This is a genomic window from Mucilaginibacter rigui (assembly GCF_014773275.1).
GTDB lineage: Bacteria > Bacteroidota > Bacteroidia > Sphingobacteriales > Sphingobacteriaceae > Mucilaginibacter > Mucilaginibacter rigui_A.
This window is the reverse complement of the sequence record NZ_JACWMW010000002.1, coordinates 461,219-476,995: the sequence shown is the minus strand read 5'-3', so window position 1 is coordinate 476,995 and position 15,777 is coordinate 461,219. Positions and strand designations below refer to the sequence as shown.

Sequence of the window (15,777 nt, the reverse complement as noted above, 5' to 3'; positions counted from 1 at the left end):
AAAGCACAAATATGCCTTAATTTGCTCAAATAAAAACAGATAATGACATTAGTAAGAGCAAAAAAACATTTAGGGCAGCACTTTCTTACTGATAAAAATATTGCCTCTAAAATCGTGGATAGCCTGCGCCCCGAGGGTAGGTATAAGCAGGTACTTGAGGTTGGCCCGGGTATGGGCATCCTGTCTGATTTTTTGCTGCAAAAAGCCGAGTACGAAACTTTTTTGATAGATATTGATACCGAATCGTATACGTTCCTGAAAAAGAAATACCCCAAATTGGGCGAGAGGCTGATCAATGCCGATTTTTTGGAGCTAGACTTTAAAGCGAAGTTTGAAAGCCAGATGGCTGTGATAGGTAACTTCCCTTACAATATTTCCTCGCAGATACTTTTTAAGATACTGGATCACCGTGACCAGGTACACGAGGTTGTAGGCATGTTTCAGAAAGAAGTAGCCGAACGCTGTGCATCAAAACCCGGCAGTAAGGAGTACGGCATCCTGAGCGTTTTTTTGCAGGCCTATTATAAGGTTGAATACTTATTTACGGTGAAGGCTGGTGTATTTAACCCGCCGCCAAAGGTACTGTCGGCTGTTATCCGCTTAACCCGTAACGCCACTGCCGATCTTGGTTGTGATGAAAAACTTTTTTGGCAGGTTGTAAAAGCGGGGTTCAACCAGCGCCGTAAAACCCTGCGAAACGCGGTATCATCATTAATTAATAAAGAGAAGATGGTAGATAATAAAACCCTCGACCTGCGTGCCGAACGTTTAAGTGTAGCCGATTTTGTGCAACTAACCAACGAGATAGCGGAAAACAGACAATGAAACATGTATTGATAATGATTGGTGTGGTTTTGCTTGGCACTTTTTGTTGCTATGCACAAAAAACCATAACAACCAAGCCTGTTTATTTAAAATACCAGGACAGTGCCGATACGTTATACCTTCCGGTGGTATCAAATAAATCTCCCGAATTACAAAAAGCGCTGTCTGAAAAGGAAATTCTTAATGGCAAAACAATAGCAGAGGTTGTTTCAGAATATGCGGAATGCGGATGCGGGATAACTGCATTAAACTACGATGTAAACTATTTTAGCGGAGATATAATATCTGTTAATTTGATGTATGAAACCATGGGGGCATACCCAAGCTCGTACCAGCGGTGGGTTACCTTAAATACAAAAACCGGCAAGCCCGTTTTGCTGTCAAAAATTCTTACTGCAAAAGGGCTTCGTATAATTAAGGCCAGGTACAAACGCATTTTAAGCGAGCGTATACAAGATGATAAAAACTCCCTTAAAGACGACCCTGATTATGATTCGGTTATATATGACAGGTTGATGAAAACCGTAAATACATTTAACATCAGCAGCCCCGCAACAAAATATTTAATTACCTCCAAGGGGATACTGCTGTCATCAGATGATGTTTTGCCGCATGTTGTGCAGGCTTTTGAACCACAACGGGATGTGCTGTTCAGCTACAAACAACTCATGAAGATGAAATATCTGGACCCCAACGGGTTGTTAGGTATAAGCAAGTCGCGTTAGTCAATCGGTATTACCACTACCTTATCTGCGCCTTTCATTTCTTTAACCTTTAAGGCCATGCGTTTTACAAACAGGTAATTTGCTGTGCCACCAATTACGGCACCTACAACCGGTACTAAACGCTCCGCAGCGCGTACGCCAAAAGCCAGCAATAATTTTTCGGCAATGCCTTCCATCATGGTTTTGGTTACGGCTATGCCAGCCTCTACTTTAAAAGATGTGGCAACAAGTACCATAAATTCATCAAAGCCTATCCTGTAGTTGCCTTTGGTATAATACATAATGGCCATAGTAACCCTAAACTGTTGGGTTATCAGGTTAATAAAATCAACCGGCATGCCTACCAGCATGGTCATTACGCCGCCACTGCCGGCAATAGCACCCGAGCCTGCAGCCATGTACGCACATTGGTTGATGAACTTATCCAGGCCATGTTTATCAACGCCTTTTTTGATGCCGAGCTGGTCTATATTGTCAAATATGCGCCTAAAGCCATCGTGCGATAGCGTATCTACATATCTTTTAATATCTGTACGTGCTTTTTTAAATGGAATAATCATCAGTGAATTTATTATATATAGATGTATGCTATTTGCGTGCCAGTTTTTAAGGTGGCAGGTTGGTGAGTAAACTCACCCTCTCTCCGCTTGTGGAAAGAGGGTGTTTGCAGTTTCATCCTCTTTGCGCAGCAGAGAGGATCGGCCAGCGCAGCATAGCCGGGGTGAGTAATTCCGTCATGCTTAAACCACATAATTATTCGCTCCTGCCTTATCCTTTCTAAATTTGTAATTTTGCGCATCAAATTCTTACGCCATTGAAAAACAACATCCTTATTGTCGACGATCTGCACCCTACGTTTATTGAACAGGCCGGAGGTTTTGGGTACACAATCAATTACCAGCCAGATATGAAGCTTGATGAGGCCTATGCCATCATCAATAATTATGATGGATTGGTTATCCGTTCCAAGTTCCAGGTAGACAGGAAGTTCATTGACCAGGCCACCCATCTGCGTTTTATTTGCCGCGCCGGGGCCGGTATGGATAATATTGATGAAGATTATGCTTTAGAAAAAGGCATCAAATTAATCAACGCACCCGAAGGTAATATGGATGCCGTTGGCGAGCACGCCATAGGCCTGCTGTTGTCACTGATGAATAATATGAATACCGCGGATGCCGAGATCCGCGCAGGCAGCTGGCGCCGCGAGGAAAACCGCGGGTACGAATTAAAAGGGCGGACTGTTGGCATTATTGGCTATGGGCATATGGGCAGCAGCTTTGCCAAAAAGCTATCGGGTTTTGGCGTAAATGTTATTGCTTACGATAAATATAAAACCGGTTTTAGCGACCAATATGCCCGCGAGGTAAGCATGGAAGAGATTGTTAAACACAGTGATGTTTTGAGCCTGCATATACCGCTCACCAAAGAAACTGATGGAATGGTGAACGATGAATACTTTTATCATTTTAAAAAGCCTATATTTTTTATCAATACAGCACGCGGCAAGGTAGTTAAAACCAGCGCAGTGCTCAGCGCCATTAAACAAGGCAAAATAATAGCTGCGGGGCTTGATGTATTGGAGGTGGAGAAATTTCCATCGCTTGCAGAACAGGCCTGGTTTGATGAATTACGCCAAAGCGGCAGGGTAATTTTAAGCCCGCATGTTGGTGGATGGACGTTTGAAAGTTACCGTAAAATAAGCGAAGTAATGGCCATGAAACTGGGTAAACTGGGATTAGCGTAGTCAGTAAAATTCCATCCGATAGGTGTAAGCATTCAATTAAAAAATTTGGATAATAAAATTTAATTATACTATCTTCGTTTTACACTAAACAAGACTATGCAGGCCCGGCCCACGTAGTCTTGTTTGTTTTTAAGGCCATCACGCTCTTCTATAGAAAAAGTAGGGGGGCGGTTTTTTTTGGCGCAAACTGATAATAAACTACTAATTATATTGTGTTATGGCAGAGGTATCATACTATACCAAAGAAGGTTTAGAAAAATTAAAAGAAGAGTTACAATACTTAAAAACTACAGGCCGTGCTAATATCAGCGCTGCAATAGCTGAAGCACGTGATAAGGGCGATCTTTCGGAAAACGCCGAATACGATGCAGCAAAAGAAGCTCAGGGCTTGCACGAGGGCAAAATAGCCCAAATGCAGGAAACGCTGGCAAACGCCCGTTTACTTGATGAATCAAAACTGGATGTATCTAAGGTTTTGGCCTTATCTATCGTAAAAATAAAAAATATAAAAAGCGGCGCTACTATGAGCTACCAGTTGGTATCAGAAAGCGAAGCTGATATGAAAGCCGGTAAAATATCGGTAACATCACCTATTGCAAAAGGCTTGTTAGGTAAATCAGTTGGTGAAATAACCGAGATAACCGTACCCGCAGGTAAAATAGAATTTGAGGTATTAGAAATTAGTAGATAGTAAATGGTTTGGGTGAGCAGTTCCGTAGCTGTTCATCCAAACCATTTCTTAACTATTCACCACTCACATAATCAACCACTCACTAATTATGAGCATCTTTTCAAAGATCATATCAGGCGAAATCCCGGCACATATAGTAGCCGAAACAAATGAGTTTTTAGCTTTTTTGGATATCAGCCCATTGGCCGAAGGGCATGTGCTGGTTATCCCAAAAGCCGAGGTTGATTATATTTTTGACCTGGAAGATGAAACGTACATGGGTTTGCAGATATTTGCTAAAATTGTAGCCACGGGGATAAAAAAAGCTATCACATGTAAGAAGGTTGGCGTAGCTGTTATTGGTTTAGAAGTACCTCACGCTCATATTCATTTAATACCTATGAACAGGGTTGATGATATGAACTTTGCAAGGCCAAAACTTAGCCCTACGCAGGATGAACTGGCCGCTACTGCTAAAAAAATTGTGGAAGCCTTACGTGAGGTTACCCACCAATAAATAACCGTGTGGTATGATGGAGCGGAAGAACCATTCCCCACAACGCATTACGCATGCTTACATAAACACGGAGAGGCCAGCCGCTTTCTTTTACCCTTAGCCTTTCCGCTTTTACAGCCCTTCAACGGACATTGTTAACAACCCAAAAACCAATTAAAAAAAACACTTTCCAGTTTTCGGAAATTTACCTACATTTGCGGGCTAATTGTTGCTCATTGAAATCGCTAAAAACATATTCAATCCCTTTTACCGGCCTTAAGCTGGGCAAGCATTATTTTGAATACGAAATAAACGATGTTTTTTTTGCCGAGTTTGAATACTCGTTAGTTAAAAAAGCCAATCTTATTTGTAAGGTTGAACTGGACAAACAGGAAACGATGCTTATCCTGAACTTTGACATTACCGGCACTGTAAATGCCACTTGTGATAGATGCTTATCTGATTATCTGCAACCGATAGATATTCACGAACAGCAAATAGCCCGGTTTACAGAAGAGGAAATGAGCGAAGATGACGAGATAATTACCCTTGGCAAAAACGATCATGAGATTGATGTTGCCAGGCTGATATATGAATATGTGAACGTTGCGCTGCCGTTTATTGCCAATTGCAGTAACGAGGGCGACGGGAAACAATGTGACGAGGAAATGCTGGCAAACTTAAATAAGCTTGCGGCAAATGATGAAAAAACCGAGAGTGTTGACCCGAGATGGGAAGCTCTTAAAAAATTAAAATAATATAATAACTAAAAGTTATGGCACATCCAAAACGGAAAATTTCAAAATCAAGAAGAGATAAACGCAGAACGCACTACAAAGCAGAAGCGCCTACTTTAACTACTTGCCAAACTACTGGTGCAGTACACTTGCCACACAGAGCATACACTGTTGACGGTAACGTTTACTTCAACGGAAAAATCCTTATTGAGAAAGCAGTAGCAGTTTAAGTTTAATTTTCTGAAAATGAAGATTGGCTTAGATATTATGGGCGGTGATTTCGCCCCCAAGGCAGCAGTTTTAGGGGCAATTGAAGCTTGTAAAGTTTTATCTGCCGGGCAAAAACTCGTGCTCATTGGCGACAAGCATATTGCACTAAGCATACTTCAGGAAAATAATTTTAGCCCCGATAACTTTGAGTTTGTACACACAACCGAAGTTATTGGCATGGGCGAACACCCCACTAAGGCTATTGTTCAGAAACCCAACTCGAGTATAAGCGTTGGCTTCCAGATGCTGAAAGAAAACGCTATACAGGCATTTTCCTCGGCAGGGAATACCGGGGCTATGCTGGTGGGCAGCATGTTCAGCGTAAAAACCGTACCCGGTGTAATACGCCCGGCCATGACAACCATTGTACCCAAACTTAAAGGCGGTTTGGGTATTATTTTGGATGTAGGCGCCAATGCCGACTGCAAGCCTGATGTGCTTTTGCAGTTTGGTGTTTTAGGCAGCCTGCTTGCCGAATCTATATACGGGATACCCAACCCGCGTATAGCGCTGATGAATATTGGCGAAGAAGAGGAGAAAGGCAACCTGCTTTTACAGGCCACCTACCCTTTAATGAAGGATACCAAACTGTTTAACTTTGTAGGTAACGTTGAAGGACGCGACCTTTTTGCTGATAACAACGATGTTGTTGTATGCGATGGTTTTACAGGGAACATTATCCTTAAACTTGCCGAATCTTTTTACGTTATTACCCAAAAGAAAAGATTTAAAGACGAATTTTTTGACCGCTTTAACTACGAGCAATACGGCGGAAGCCCTATACTTGGTGTTAATGCGCCTGTTGTTGTTGGCCATGGCATTTCAAGTCCCGAGGCTATCAAAAACATGGTGCTATTGTCAAGGAACATGATCGAGACCAACCTTATAGACAAAATTAAACTGGCTTTTCAGTAAAAAAATATAGAATGAGCAAAATTACTGCTGCTATTACCGCTGTAAATGGTTACGTGCCCGAGTACGTATTAACCAACCAGGAGCTGGAAACAATGGTGGAAACCAACGATGAGTGGATAACGAGTCGTACCGGCATTAAAGAGCGTAGGATATTAAAAGGCGAAGGGCTTGGCACATCAGATATGGCCGTACCGGCTGTTGAGGGTTTGCTGAAAAAGCGTGGTATAACTGCCGAAGAGATAGACCTGATCATATTTTGCACCACCACCCCTGATTTACCTTTCCCCGCAACGGCAAATATTCTTGCACACAAAATTGGCGCTAAAAATGCCTGGGGTTATGATCTTCAGGCAGCATGTTCCGGCTTTATATTTGGCCTGGCTACCGGTGCGCAGTTTATTGAGAGTGGTAAACACACCAAAGTATTAGTAGTAGGGGGCGATAAAATGTCGTCAATCATCAACTACGAAGACCGTGCTACCTGTATCATTTTTGGCGATGGATGCGGCTGTGCCCTGCTTGAGCCTAACACAGAAGGCTACGGCATTATAGATTCGGTGCTGAAAAGCGATGGCGCGGGCTCACAGCTTTTATTTCAAAAATCGGGTGGTTCGGTTAGTCCGGCCACGCACGAAACCGTTGCTAATAAAGAGCACTATGCATACCAGGAAGGCCAGGCAGTATTTAAATTTGCTGTAACCAACATGGCCGAAGTTGCCGCCGAAGTAATGGAACGCAATCATTTAGTTGCCGATGATATTGCATGGCTGGTACCACACCAGGCCAACAAACGTATTATTGATGCTACAGCTAACCGCACCGGTATAACCCCTGATAGGGTTATTGTAAACATTGAGCGTTACGGTAATACCACAAACGGTACTATCCCATTGTGCCTATGGGAGTGGGAAGATAAATTTAAAAAGGGTGACAACCTTATTTTAGCTGCCTTTGGCGGCGGGTTTACCTGGGGCTCTATTTATTTAAAATGGGCCTACTAAACTGATGTGCAGATTTAAAATGTGCAGATATGCAGATTTTAAATTAAAACATCTTAAAATTGTACTTGTTAAATAAATAATTCATTAAAAATCATTTGCACATTTGCATATCCGCACATTTGCATATTTATAAACTACTTTTATCCAAACCAATTATCGCTTATTATGGATATTAAACAGATTCAGGATCTTATACGCTTTGTGTCAAAATCGGGCGTAAACGAAGTATCGATCGAGCAAGAGAATTTTAAGATCACTATAAAAACCAACGAAGCACCAACGTATGTAAACGCTTCTATACCGGTACAGCAACCGCTTGCTGCAGCCCCTGCGCCGCAGCCTGTAAGCTTGCCATCTGCAGCACCTGCTGCCGAAGCTGTGGCTGTTGCAGATACTTCAAACCTGATCACCATCAAATCGCCGATGATAGGTACGTTCTACCGTTCATCATCGCCCGATAAACCATTATTTGTAAACGTAGGCGATGAAATAAGCACAGGCAGCGTATTGTGCATTATTGAAGCTATGAAACTTTTCAACGAGATCGAATCTGAAGTATCAGGCCGTATCGTAAAAGTACTTGTAGACAATGCTTCGCCGGTTGAATACGACCAGCCTTTATTTTTAGTAGAACCTAAGTAAATTCGTTGATGTGCAAATTGCGGATGTGCAGATGAGCTGCGCATTAATCTGCATATTTGCACATCTGCATATCTACACATTCGAAAGCCATGTTTAAAAAAATATTAATAGCTAACCGAGGTGAAATTGCCCTGCGAATTATTCGCACATGTAAAGAAATGGGCATTAAAACCGTAGCTGTATACTCAACCGCCGATCGTGATAGCCTGCATGTGCGTTTTGCAGATGAAGCTGTTTGTATTGGCCCTCCTCCAAGCCGCGATTCATACTTAAATATTCCCAACATCATCTCAGCAGCCGAATTAACAAATGCTGACGCGATACACCCCGGATACGGTTTTTTATCTGAGAACGCAAAATTCTCAGCTATTTGTGCCGAGTATGGTATCAAATTTATTGGTGCCACGGCCGATCAGATCAACAGAATGGGCGATAAAGCTTCGGCTAAAGAAACCATGAAAAAAGCCGGCGTTCCTATCGTTCCTGGTTCTGAGGGATTGTTAACTGATGTTAAACAAGGCATATCTATTGCCAACAAAATAGGTTACCCTATAATACTAAAAGCAACCGCCGGTGGTGGTGGCCGTGGTATGCGTATTGTTTGGAAAGATGCTGAATTTGAAAATGCCTGGGATAGTGCCCGTGCCGAATCTGGCGCAGCCTTTGGTAACGACGGCCTGTACCTTGAAAAATATGTTGAAGACCCACGCCACATCGAAATACAGGTAGTAGGCGACCAGTACGGCAAAGTTTGCCATTTATCTGAACGCGACTGCTCTATCCAGCGCCGCCACCAGAAACTGGTAGAAGAAGCTCCATCTCCTTTTATGACAGAAAAGCTGCGTAAAAAAATGGGCGAGGCTGCCATTAAAGGCGCTAAAGCGGTAAAATACGAAGGTGCCGGTACGGTAGAGTTTTTAGTTGATAAGAACCGCAACTTCTACTTTATGGAAATGAACACCCGTATACAGGTAGAACACCCGGTTACCGAAGAGGTGATCAACTTCGATTTAATAAAAGAACAAATAAAAGTTGCAGCAGGTATCCCTATATCGGGCAAAAACTACGAGCCAACCATGCACGCCATTGAGTGCCGCATTAACGCCGAAGACCCTGCAAACAATTTCCGCCCATCACCGGGTAAAATAACAAACTTCCATTCGCCGGGCGGCCATGGCGTACGTGTAGATACACACGTGTACAGTGGCTATATTATCCCGCCAAATTACGACTCGATGATAGCCAAAGTTATCTGTATGGCCCAAACCCGCGATGAGGCTTTGGCAACCATGGAGCGTGCTTTAAGCGAGTTTGTTATTGAAGGGGTTAAAACAACTATTCCATTCCATTTAAAACTACTGCAAGACCCAAACTTCCGTGCGGGTAACTTCACTACCAAGTTTATGGAAACGTTCGAATATTAATATTTAATAAATCTTCACGGGTTAATACAACGTAAATAGCATTCCGGCGTTAATACTGCGGAAAACAGGTAATGAGCGAAAACAAAATAATAAAAGCAATAAAAGAGAAAGGCCAGACAATGGAGGCCGAGATGTCGTTTTTTGATCACCTGGAAGCCTTACGATGGCACCTGGTACGCGCGGCCATTGCTATTGTTATTTTTACCGGCGGTGCTTTTTACTTTTACGATTTTATATTTGATACCATAATCATGGGCCCAAGTAAGCCGAGCTTTTGGACCTATAGGATGTTGTGTAAGCTTGGTGATTATCTGCACCGCGATGGCTTTTGTATCAATAAGATCAATATCAGCCTGCTTAATACCGAAATGGCCGGGCAGTTTACCCTGCAGATCAACTCCGCCCTTCTTATAGGTATAACCCTTGGTTTCCCTTACCTGCTTTGGGAATTATGGCGCTTTATAAGGCCCGCATTGCACGAAAAAGAACGTAAGGCAGCATCTGGGTTTGTAGTTTACTCTACTTTTCTGTTTATAATTGGAGTGCTATTCGGTTATTATGTTATTACGCCCGAGTCGATAAACTTCCTGGCCGGCTATACCGTTAGTTCATCAATACAAAACATGTTCTCTATTGATTCTTACCTGTCATCGGTAGCCACATTAACGCTGGCAACCGGTATAGTATTTGAATTACCCATACTGGTATATGTGTTGTCGTCATTAGGCATCCTTACCGTTAAGTTTATGCGCGAGACCAGGCGTTACGCCGTGGTTGTGATACTGATCATAGCGGCTGTAGTTACCCCAACACCCGATATGATGACCATGACAGTGGTAAGCATACCGTTATTCATTTTATATGAAGTGGGCATACTGGTTGCCGCAGTGGTTGAAAAACGCAAAAAAGCAAGAGAAGCAGCGCTATAATTATAAGAACAATTTCGAATACTGAATGCCCAACATCAAATGAGGAAGTATAACCTCTATGTTGGGCATTCAATATTTATTATTGGATATTTGCACTTCTAAATCCATTACACTATCCTCTTCAATTCCAACAAAATCTTTACCTTCGGCAACGCAATAAAATCATAAATTTGAGTTGATGAAAAAAGGGTTAAAGATAGCCATAGGCGCAGACCATGCCGGGTTTGATTATAAGCAAGCCATTTTAGGCATGTTTGGCGATGATATTATATTTACCGACCACGGTACCTACTCTTCAGAATCTGCCGATTACCCCGATTTTGCCCACCTGGTTGCCAACGCTGTTGAAAACGGCGAGGCCGATTTTGGCTTTTTGCTTTGCGGCAGCGCCAACGGTGTAGCCATGACAGCCAACAAACACCAGGGCATCCGCGCGGCACTGTGCTGGAAACCCGATGTTACCATCCCGGCACGTACACACAACAACGCCAATGTGCTTTGCATCCCTGCGCGCCATGTATCATTAGAGGATACCAAAAAGATAATAGAGATATTCCTGACCGAAGAATTTGAAGGCGGACGCCATGCCAACCGCGTTAATAAAATTGGCTGCTAAATAATAAACTGACCCATTATTAAAATCAAATGAAGAAACTATCACTTTGGATCACCGGGATTGCCTTTTCGGCAACCGCCTGTGCCCAGCAAAACCCAACCGCACTTAAGTACGGTAACATTATTAACACAACCGATGCTAAAAAACACCTGAGCATCCTTGCATCTGACGAGTTTGAAGGCCGCGAAACCGGTAAACCGGGTGCAGAAAAGGCTGCCAACTACATTGCAGCCGAATTTAAAAGATTAGGCCTGCAGGCACCTGTAAACGGCTCATACTTTTTAGATGTTCCTTTAACCGAAAACCAACTTAAGTTCACCGCTTTTACTGTAAACGGTCAATCTTTTGGAAACTGGCAGGACTTTTTTATGCCGGGCACTTTCCCTGATAAAAATGTAACCGCTAATGATATTGTTTACGTTGGTTACGGTACCGAAGCCGAACTGGAAGGTGTAGACCTTACCGGCAAAATTGTTTTGTTAATTAACGAAGACAAACCCGAAGAAGGTAAAAAAACAAACACCAGCTACCGTGCAACTCCACAGCGCCAGGCAATTTTAAAAGCTATCCGTGCTAAAAATCCGGCAATTATAATGGGTGCCAACAGCGAGCTTACTGCTATACTTAAACGTTTTGGCAAAAGCCAGGCAGGCGGCAGATTAGGACTTAAAAAAGAAGAGAAAGCAAATACAGCGGCCCCATTATTTAATATTACACCTGCCGTGGCTGATGCGTTACTAAAAGCTACAGGTAAAACCTACGAAGAATTAAGAACAGCGACTGCTACAGGCAAGCAAACACAGGTTGTTAAATCAACAGTTAATATTGCTTTTGTAACCGAGAAAAAAGACGTTAAAGCAGTTGATGTATTAGGCTTTATGCCCGGCAACGACCCTAAGCTTAAAAGTGAGGTATTGGTGTTCTCTGCGCATTACGACCATATTGGCTTAAACCCCGATGCTACTGCTAAAGATAAAGTAAACAACGGTGCCGATGATGATGGTTCTGGTACAACAGGCATCCTTGAAATTGCCCGTGCTTTTTCTAAAGCACAAAAAGATGGCAAAGGCCCGCGCCGTAGCATATTATTCCTGGGTAACGTAGGCGAAGAGAAAGGTTTGTTAGGTTCAGAATGGTACACAGATCATCCTGTATATCCATTGGCTAATACCATTGCCGATCTAAACATCGACATGATTGGCCGTGTTGGTGAAGAGTACATTGGCAAGCCCGATTCTGGTAACTATGTATATTCAATCGGTTCGGCTATGCTAAGTACCGATCTGCATAAAATTGGCGAAGCTGCAAACGCAACTTACACCAAAATGAAATTGGATTACAAGTATGATGACCCTAACGATCCTAACCAGTTCTACTACCGTTCAGATCATTACAACTTTGCCCGTTACGGCGTGCCTATTATATTTTACTTTAACGGTGTACATGCCGATTACCACGGCCTTGGCGACGAAGTAAGCAAAATCAACTTCCCGTTATTGGTAAAACGTGCGCAACTGGCATTTTATACCGGATGGGAATTAGCTAACCGCGATACCCGCCCTGTAGTTGATGCTAAATCACCAGCTCCAACAAAATAATTATAAAACATTTCACAACAAAAGCGGCCATTAAGCCGCTTTTGTTGTTTATACCAAACATCCCGGTGTAGTTTTAAATATTAATAGCTGTATTTTTAACACATTACAAAAACTTTTAACAGGTTTGTTTAATTTCGCATAAATGGGAAATACCGCTGAAGAATTTTTGGTAGCCTCAGAGCAAAAGGCGTTCGAGATAGATCATCGCAGGATTATCAACAACAGTATTGGCAAGTACGATACTGCTTTTGACAGGGGGATCTCGCGCATGATCAATGTTGAGAACACCAAAAAGAAAGGCCATACCATTAAATGGAAGGTGATGGAAAACCTGGACAAGTTTTTGCCCGAGTTTGAATCGAACTTTCAAAGACGGGGCGGTAAGGTTATCTGGGCAAACGATGCTGAAGAGGCTAACCGCGAGATCCTGAATATTATCCAAAAATCCGGGGCAAAAAAGGTCATCAAATCAAAATCGATGGCAACCGAGGAGATCCATTTAAATGCTTTCCTGGAGAAACACGGCGTTGAATCATTAGAGAGCGACCTTGGTGAATATATTGTACAGCTGCTGGGGCAGGAGCCGTATCATATGGTAACACCTGCTATGCACCTCTCCATACAAGATATTGCGAAACTGTTTAACGAAAAGTTTGGTAGCCCACTGGATAGTACCGCCGAGCAGCTTACCCAAAAAGCACGCGAATTGCTGCGCGAAAAATACCTGCAGGCTGATGTAGGTATTAGCGGGGCAAACTTCCTGATAGCTGATACCGGCAGCATAGGCATTACCGAAAATGAGGGTAACGCGCGTTTAACAACAAGTTTCCCTAAAATACATATCGCCGTGGTGGGTATCGAAAAAATGATCCCGTCAATAACAGATCTGGATACTTTTTGGCCAATGCTGGCCACACATGGTACGGGCCAAAACTTAACGGTTTACAACACCATATTAAGCGGCCCACGGCAAACTAATGAAACGGACGGTCCGGATGAAATGTACGTGGTATTGCTTGATAACGGCCGCACTAACCTGCTGGCACAAAAAGAACAACGCCAGGGCCTGTACTGCATCCGTTGCGGTGCCTGCCTTAATGTTTGCCCGGTGTTTCAAAACGTGGGCGGCCATACATATGATACTACTTACGGCGGGCCTATAGGTTCGGTTATAGCGCCGCACATGCGCGGGATGGAAGAGTTTAAGCACCTCAGTTATGCATCAAGCCTTTGCGGCAAATGCACCGAAGTTTGCCCCGTAAAAATAGAGATCCACAAAATGCTGCTGCTTAACCGCCGCGACGCTGTTAATGAGGGACTTGTTGCCACCAAAGAAAAATGGGGCTGGGCCGGCTGGAAAAAAGGAATGCTTAAACGCAGCCTTACCGACTTTTTTAGTGGTAAAACTAAAAACTTTTTGATGAAAATATTCTTCAAAAAATCATGGGGCCAGTATAAAGAAATGCCGGAAGTATCACCAAAATCATTCAGCCAGATGTGGAAGGATGGCAAACGCCCCGAATAACCCATTCCATTATGCGTAAAGTAGTTTTAAACCTGGCTGTAAGCCTTGATGGTTTTATTGAAGGCCCCAACGGCGAATATGATTGGTGCCGTGCCGACCAGGATTATGGCATGGAAGCATTTTTTGCCCGTACAGATACCATCTTTATAGGTCGTAAAAGTTTTGAACTGATCCGCGCTGATACCGGCATGTTCCCGGTTAAAAACATTTATGTGTTTTCTGATACGCTGGTTCCTGAACCTGGCGAAAACTTCAGTGTCATATCATCCGCCAATTTTGAAAGCGCGGTTGCAGCAATAATGGAAAGTGAGGGTGGCGATATCTGGCTGTTTGGCGGGGCCGAACTGGTAACCATATTTGTAAATAAACGCCTGGTGAGCGAGTTGCTGCTATCCATCCACCCATTACTTTTAGGGGAAGGAAAACCTTTGTTTAAGGATATTAAGGACAGGGTAGCATTAACCCTTATCGACCAGAAAACTTACGATACCGGCCTTCTGCAGGTTAGATACGAGCTAAACCCATGGTTCGACCCCGAAAAGCTTCCGTTTTTAGGATAATTATAGTCTTTATTGGTGTCCTTTAATTCCCTCCGCTTTTTTAGCCGTTGTTGGTGTTGTCACCAACAACATTTAGGCTCGTATCAATATCGTCTATTGCATGGCGGCTTGTTGGTGACAACACCAACAAGGGCGAAAAAAAAATCTTTATTGGTGTTCTTAGTACCCCCGCTTTTCAGGCAAAATATCAAATAGAATAAGTATCTACTTAGTGCTTATCCCCAAAGCCAAATTCTTTATAAGTATCCGGCGCATCATCATGGTTGCTGAATGAGAAGGTGTACGATGCCACCCATGATTGGTAATCGGCATCCTTACTTTTCGATTCTTCGAACTTAGTGGCCCTTATCAGGTAAATACCTTCACGGCTCATATTAAAATACACCTGGCCCGATGCATCACTGGTTAGTTTTTGCGGGTATACATTTCCCGATTGCGTTTTAATAAACAGCTCTACCGACCCGGCATATGGTTTGCCTTTAAAATATATGGCTGCAGTAAGGTCATCACCATAGTTTAATTTATAAGGGTTCTTTTTCAGGATGATTTCAAAATCGTCGCCCAATATTTTGCCAAATTCGCTGCCACCTTCGTTATCAACCCGTATCAGGGTTTTTAAATAGCGGTTGTATTTTTCGGTAAAGTTTAACGCGTTGCTGTTTTTCAGTTTATCGGCTATCTCATCATAACCCTGCTCGGTTAAATAAGGTAAAAAGTCCTCACGGGCAATATCATTCAGCTCGTTGGTATTCATTTGTACCAGCGCAAGGCCACTGTTCTCCATCGTATAATTCAATAATGGCGAAGCATCATTTTTTACAATTGTAGTAAGGTCGGTTTTTTTCTTACCCTCGTATATCACAAACCTGGTGGTTTGCTTGGCATCATAAGGCACCTCTCGCTCTTTGATCAGGCTTTCGCCCGATAAAAGGTGCAGGTTAAACTTATCGCCCTTGTGCAGGAAGAAGTTTTCGGGCATTAAAAATTGGTCGGGAATAAAAGATACCAAACCAAAAAATGCAAACATTATAAGAATTCTAACGTACAAGTGCTTCATAGCGAAAAGATGTGTTGCTCAAACATACAAAGTTTTAAAA

The 15,777-nt window shown here is 42.8% G+C and carries 18 protein-coding genes; 16 read left to right on the top strand and 2 right to left on the bottom strand.

Annotation, left to right across the window (positions count from 1 at the left end; genetic code table 11):
• Positions 1–42: 42 nt before the first annotated feature.
• Entirely contained in the window at positions 43–825 is a 783-nt protein-coding gene (rsmA, locus tag IDJ75_RS09260; protein ID WP_191175344.1) for a 16S rRNA (adenine(1518)-N(6)/adenine(1519)-N(6))-dimethyltransferase RsmA, read from the top strand.
• The gene (locus tag IDJ75_RS09255; RefSeq protein WP_191175343.1) at positions 822–1,550 is read left to right on the top strand and encodes a hypothetical protein; all 729 of its coding nucleotides are present in this window, start codon (positions 822–824) and stop codon (positions 1,548–1,550) included. The genes rsmA and IDJ75_RS09255 overlap by 4 nt, the downstream gene beginning before the upstream one ends.
• Here IDJ75_RS09255 and IDJ75_RS09250 read toward each other — a convergent pair.
• Positions 1,547–2,110, bottom strand: coding sequence for a hypothetical protein (locus tag IDJ75_RS09250; protein WP_191175342.1), 564 nt, complete (start codon positions 2,108–2,110; stop codon positions 1,547–1,549). The two genes, IDJ75_RS09255 and IDJ75_RS09250, sit on opposite strands and share 4 nt — an antisense overlap.
• 254 nt (positions 2,111–2,364) lie before the next feature.
• On the opposite strand from IDJ75_RS09250, the gene IDJ75_RS09245 reads away from it, so the two are divergent.
• The 14 genes from IDJ75_RS09245 (at position 2,365) to IDJ75_RS09180 (ending at position 14,680) form a co-directional block, all read left to right on the top strand.
• Complete coding sequence (locus IDJ75_RS09245) at positions 2,365–3,297, top strand: 2-hydroxyacid dehydrogenase (RefSeq protein ID WP_191175341.1); 933 nt, start codon at positions 2,365–2,367, stop codon at positions 3,295–3,297.
• 217 nt (positions 3,298–3,514) lie between these two features.
• Complete coding sequence (gene greA, locus IDJ75_RS09240; protein ID WP_191175340.1) at positions 3,515–3,988, top strand: transcription elongation factor GreA; 474 nt, start codon at positions 3,515–3,517, stop codon at positions 3,986–3,988.
• A gap of 85 nt (positions 3,989–4,073) precedes the next feature.
• Positions 4,074–4,484, top strand: a complete 411-nt coding sequence (locus tag IDJ75_RS09235; RefSeq protein ID WP_191176104.1) for an HIT family protein — start codon at positions 4,074–4,076, stop codon at positions 4,482–4,484.
• Positions 4,485–4,699: 215 nt separating this feature from the next.
• Positions 4,700–5,221, top strand: a complete 522-nt coding sequence (locus IDJ75_RS09230) for a YceD family protein (RefSeq protein WP_191175339.1) — start codon at positions 4,700–4,702, stop codon at positions 5,219–5,221.
• Positions 5,222–5,238: 17 nt separating this feature from the next.
• Entirely contained in the window at positions 5,239–5,430 is a 192-nt protein-coding gene (rpmF, locus tag IDJ75_RS09225; RefSeq protein ID WP_082855913.1) for a 50S ribosomal protein L32, read from the top strand.
• 16 nt (positions 5,431–5,446) lie between these two features.
• Complete coding sequence (gene plsX / locus IDJ75_RS09220) at positions 5,447–6,385, top strand: phosphate acyltransferase PlsX (protein WP_191175338.1); 939 nt, start codon at positions 5,447–5,449, stop codon at positions 6,383–6,385.
• 11 nt (positions 6,386–6,396) lie between these two features.
• The gene (locus tag IDJ75_RS09215; RefSeq protein ID WP_191175337.1) at positions 6,397–7,386 is read left to right on the top strand and encodes a beta-ketoacyl-ACP synthase III; all 990 of its coding nucleotides are present in this window, start codon (positions 6,397–6,399) and stop codon (positions 7,384–7,386) included.
• 165 nt (positions 7,387–7,551) lie between these two features.
• Positions 7,552–8,028 carry an acetyl-CoA carboxylase biotin carboxyl carrier protein gene (gene accB / locus IDJ75_RS09210; RefSeq protein WP_191175336.1) on the top strand — a complete coding sequence of 159 codons (477 nt, stop codon included), beginning with the start codon at positions 7,552–7,554 and terminating at the stop codon, positions 8,026–8,028.
• A gap of 89 nt (positions 8,029–8,117) precedes the next feature.
• Positions 8,118–9,452 (top strand): acetyl-CoA carboxylase biotin carboxylase subunit, encoded by a 1,335-nt coding sequence (gene accC, locus IDJ75_RS09205; RefSeq protein ID WP_191175335.1) that lies wholly within the window; start codon positions 8,118–8,120, stop codon positions 9,450–9,452.
• A 71-nt stretch (positions 9,453–9,523) separates the two neighbouring features.
• Positions 9,524–10,381, top strand: a complete 858-nt coding sequence (tatC, locus tag IDJ75_RS09200; RefSeq protein WP_191175334.1) for a twin-arginine translocase subunit TatC — start codon at positions 9,524–9,526, stop codon at positions 10,379–10,381.
• 178 nt (positions 10,382–10,559) lie between these two features.
• Positions 10,560–10,997, top strand: a complete 438-nt coding sequence (gene rpiB / locus IDJ75_RS09195; protein WP_191175333.1) for a ribose 5-phosphate isomerase B — start codon at positions 10,560–10,562, stop codon at positions 10,995–10,997.
• 29 nt (positions 10,998–11,026) lie between these two features.
• Entirely contained in the window at positions 11,027–12,595 is a 1,569-nt protein-coding gene (locus tag IDJ75_RS09190; protein WP_191175332.1) for a M28 family peptidase, read from the top strand.
• A 142-nt stretch (positions 12,596–12,737) separates the two neighbouring features.
• Positions 12,738–14,120: a LutB/LldF family L-lactate oxidation iron-sulfur protein gene (locus IDJ75_RS09185; protein WP_191175331.1), complete on the top strand. Its 1,383-nt coding sequence runs from the start codon at positions 12,738–12,740 to the stop codon at positions 14,118–14,120.
• Positions 14,121–14,131: 11 nt separating this feature from the next.
• Positions 14,132–14,680 carry a dihydrofolate reductase family protein gene (locus IDJ75_RS09180; RefSeq protein WP_191175330.1) on the top strand — a complete coding sequence of 183 codons (549 nt, stop codon included), beginning with the start codon at positions 14,132–14,134 and terminating at the stop codon, positions 14,678–14,680.
• Positions 14,681–14,888: 208 nt separating this feature from the next.
• On the opposite strand, the gene IDJ75_RS09175 is transcribed toward IDJ75_RS09180, so the two are convergent.
• A complete protein-coding gene (locus tag IDJ75_RS09175) occupies positions 14,889–15,707 on the bottom strand; it encodes a DUF4198 domain-containing protein (protein ID WP_191175329.1) in 819 nt (272 codons plus the stop codon).
• Positions 15,708–15,777 lie beyond the last annotated feature (70 nt).

Bases quoted from the DNA above. Each gene is read 5' to 3' on its own strand.
- IDJ75_RS09180 (WP_191175330.1), top strand. From the start codon at position 14,132: ATGCGTAAAGTAGTTTTAAACCTGGCTGTAAGCCTTGATGGTTTTATT.
- IDJ75_RS09190 (WP_191175332.1), top strand. From the start codon at position 11,027: ATGAAGAAACTATCACTTTGGATCACCGGGATTGCCTTTTCGGCAACC.
- rpmF (WP_082855913.1), top strand. From the start codon at position 5,239: ATGGCACATCCAAAACGGAAAATTTCAAAATCAAGAAGAGATAAACGC.
- accB (WP_191175336.1), top strand. From the start codon at position 7,552: ATGGATATTAAACAGATTCAGGATCTTATACGCTTTGTGTCAAAATCG.
- IDJ75_RS09215 (WP_191175337.1), top strand. From the start codon at position 6,397: ATGAGCAAAATTACTGCTGCTATTACCGCTGTAAATGGTTACGTGCCC.
- rpiB (WP_191175333.1), top strand. From the start codon at position 10,560: ATGAAAAAAGGGTTAAAGATAGCCATAGGCGCAGACCATGCCGGGTTT.
- IDJ75_RS09250 (WP_191175342.1), bottom strand. From the start codon at position 2,110: ATGATTATTCCATTTAAAAAAGCACGTACAGATATTAAAAGATATGTA.
- accC (WP_191175335.1), top strand. From the start codon at position 8,118: ATGTTTAAAAAAATATTAATAGCTAACCGAGGTGAAATTGCCCTGCGA.
- tatC (WP_191175334.1), top strand. From the start codon at position 9,524: ATGAGCGAAAACAAAATAATAAAAGCAATAAAAGAGAAAGGCCAGACA.
- greA (WP_191175340.1), top strand. From the start codon at position 3,515: ATGGCAGAGGTATCATACTATACCAAAGAAGGTTTAGAAAAATTAAAA.
- IDJ75_RS09175 (WP_191175329.1), bottom strand. From the start codon at position 15,707: ATGTTTGCATTTTTTGGTTTGGTATCTTTTATTCCCGACCAATTTTTA.
- plsX (WP_191175338.1), top strand. From the start codon at position 5,447: ATGAAGATTGGCTTAGATATTATGGGCGGTGATTTCGCCCCCAAGGCA.
- IDJ75_RS09185 (WP_191175331.1), top strand. From the start codon at position 12,738: ATGGGAAATACCGCTGAAGAATTTTTGGTAGCCTCAGAGCAAAAGGCG.
- IDJ75_RS09255 (WP_191175343.1), top strand. From the start codon at position 822: ATGAAACATGTATTGATAATGATTGGTGTGGTTTTGCTTGGCACTTTT.
- rsmA (WP_191175344.1), top strand. From the start codon at position 43: ATGACATTAGTAAGAGCAAAAAAACATTTAGGGCAGCACTTTCTTACT.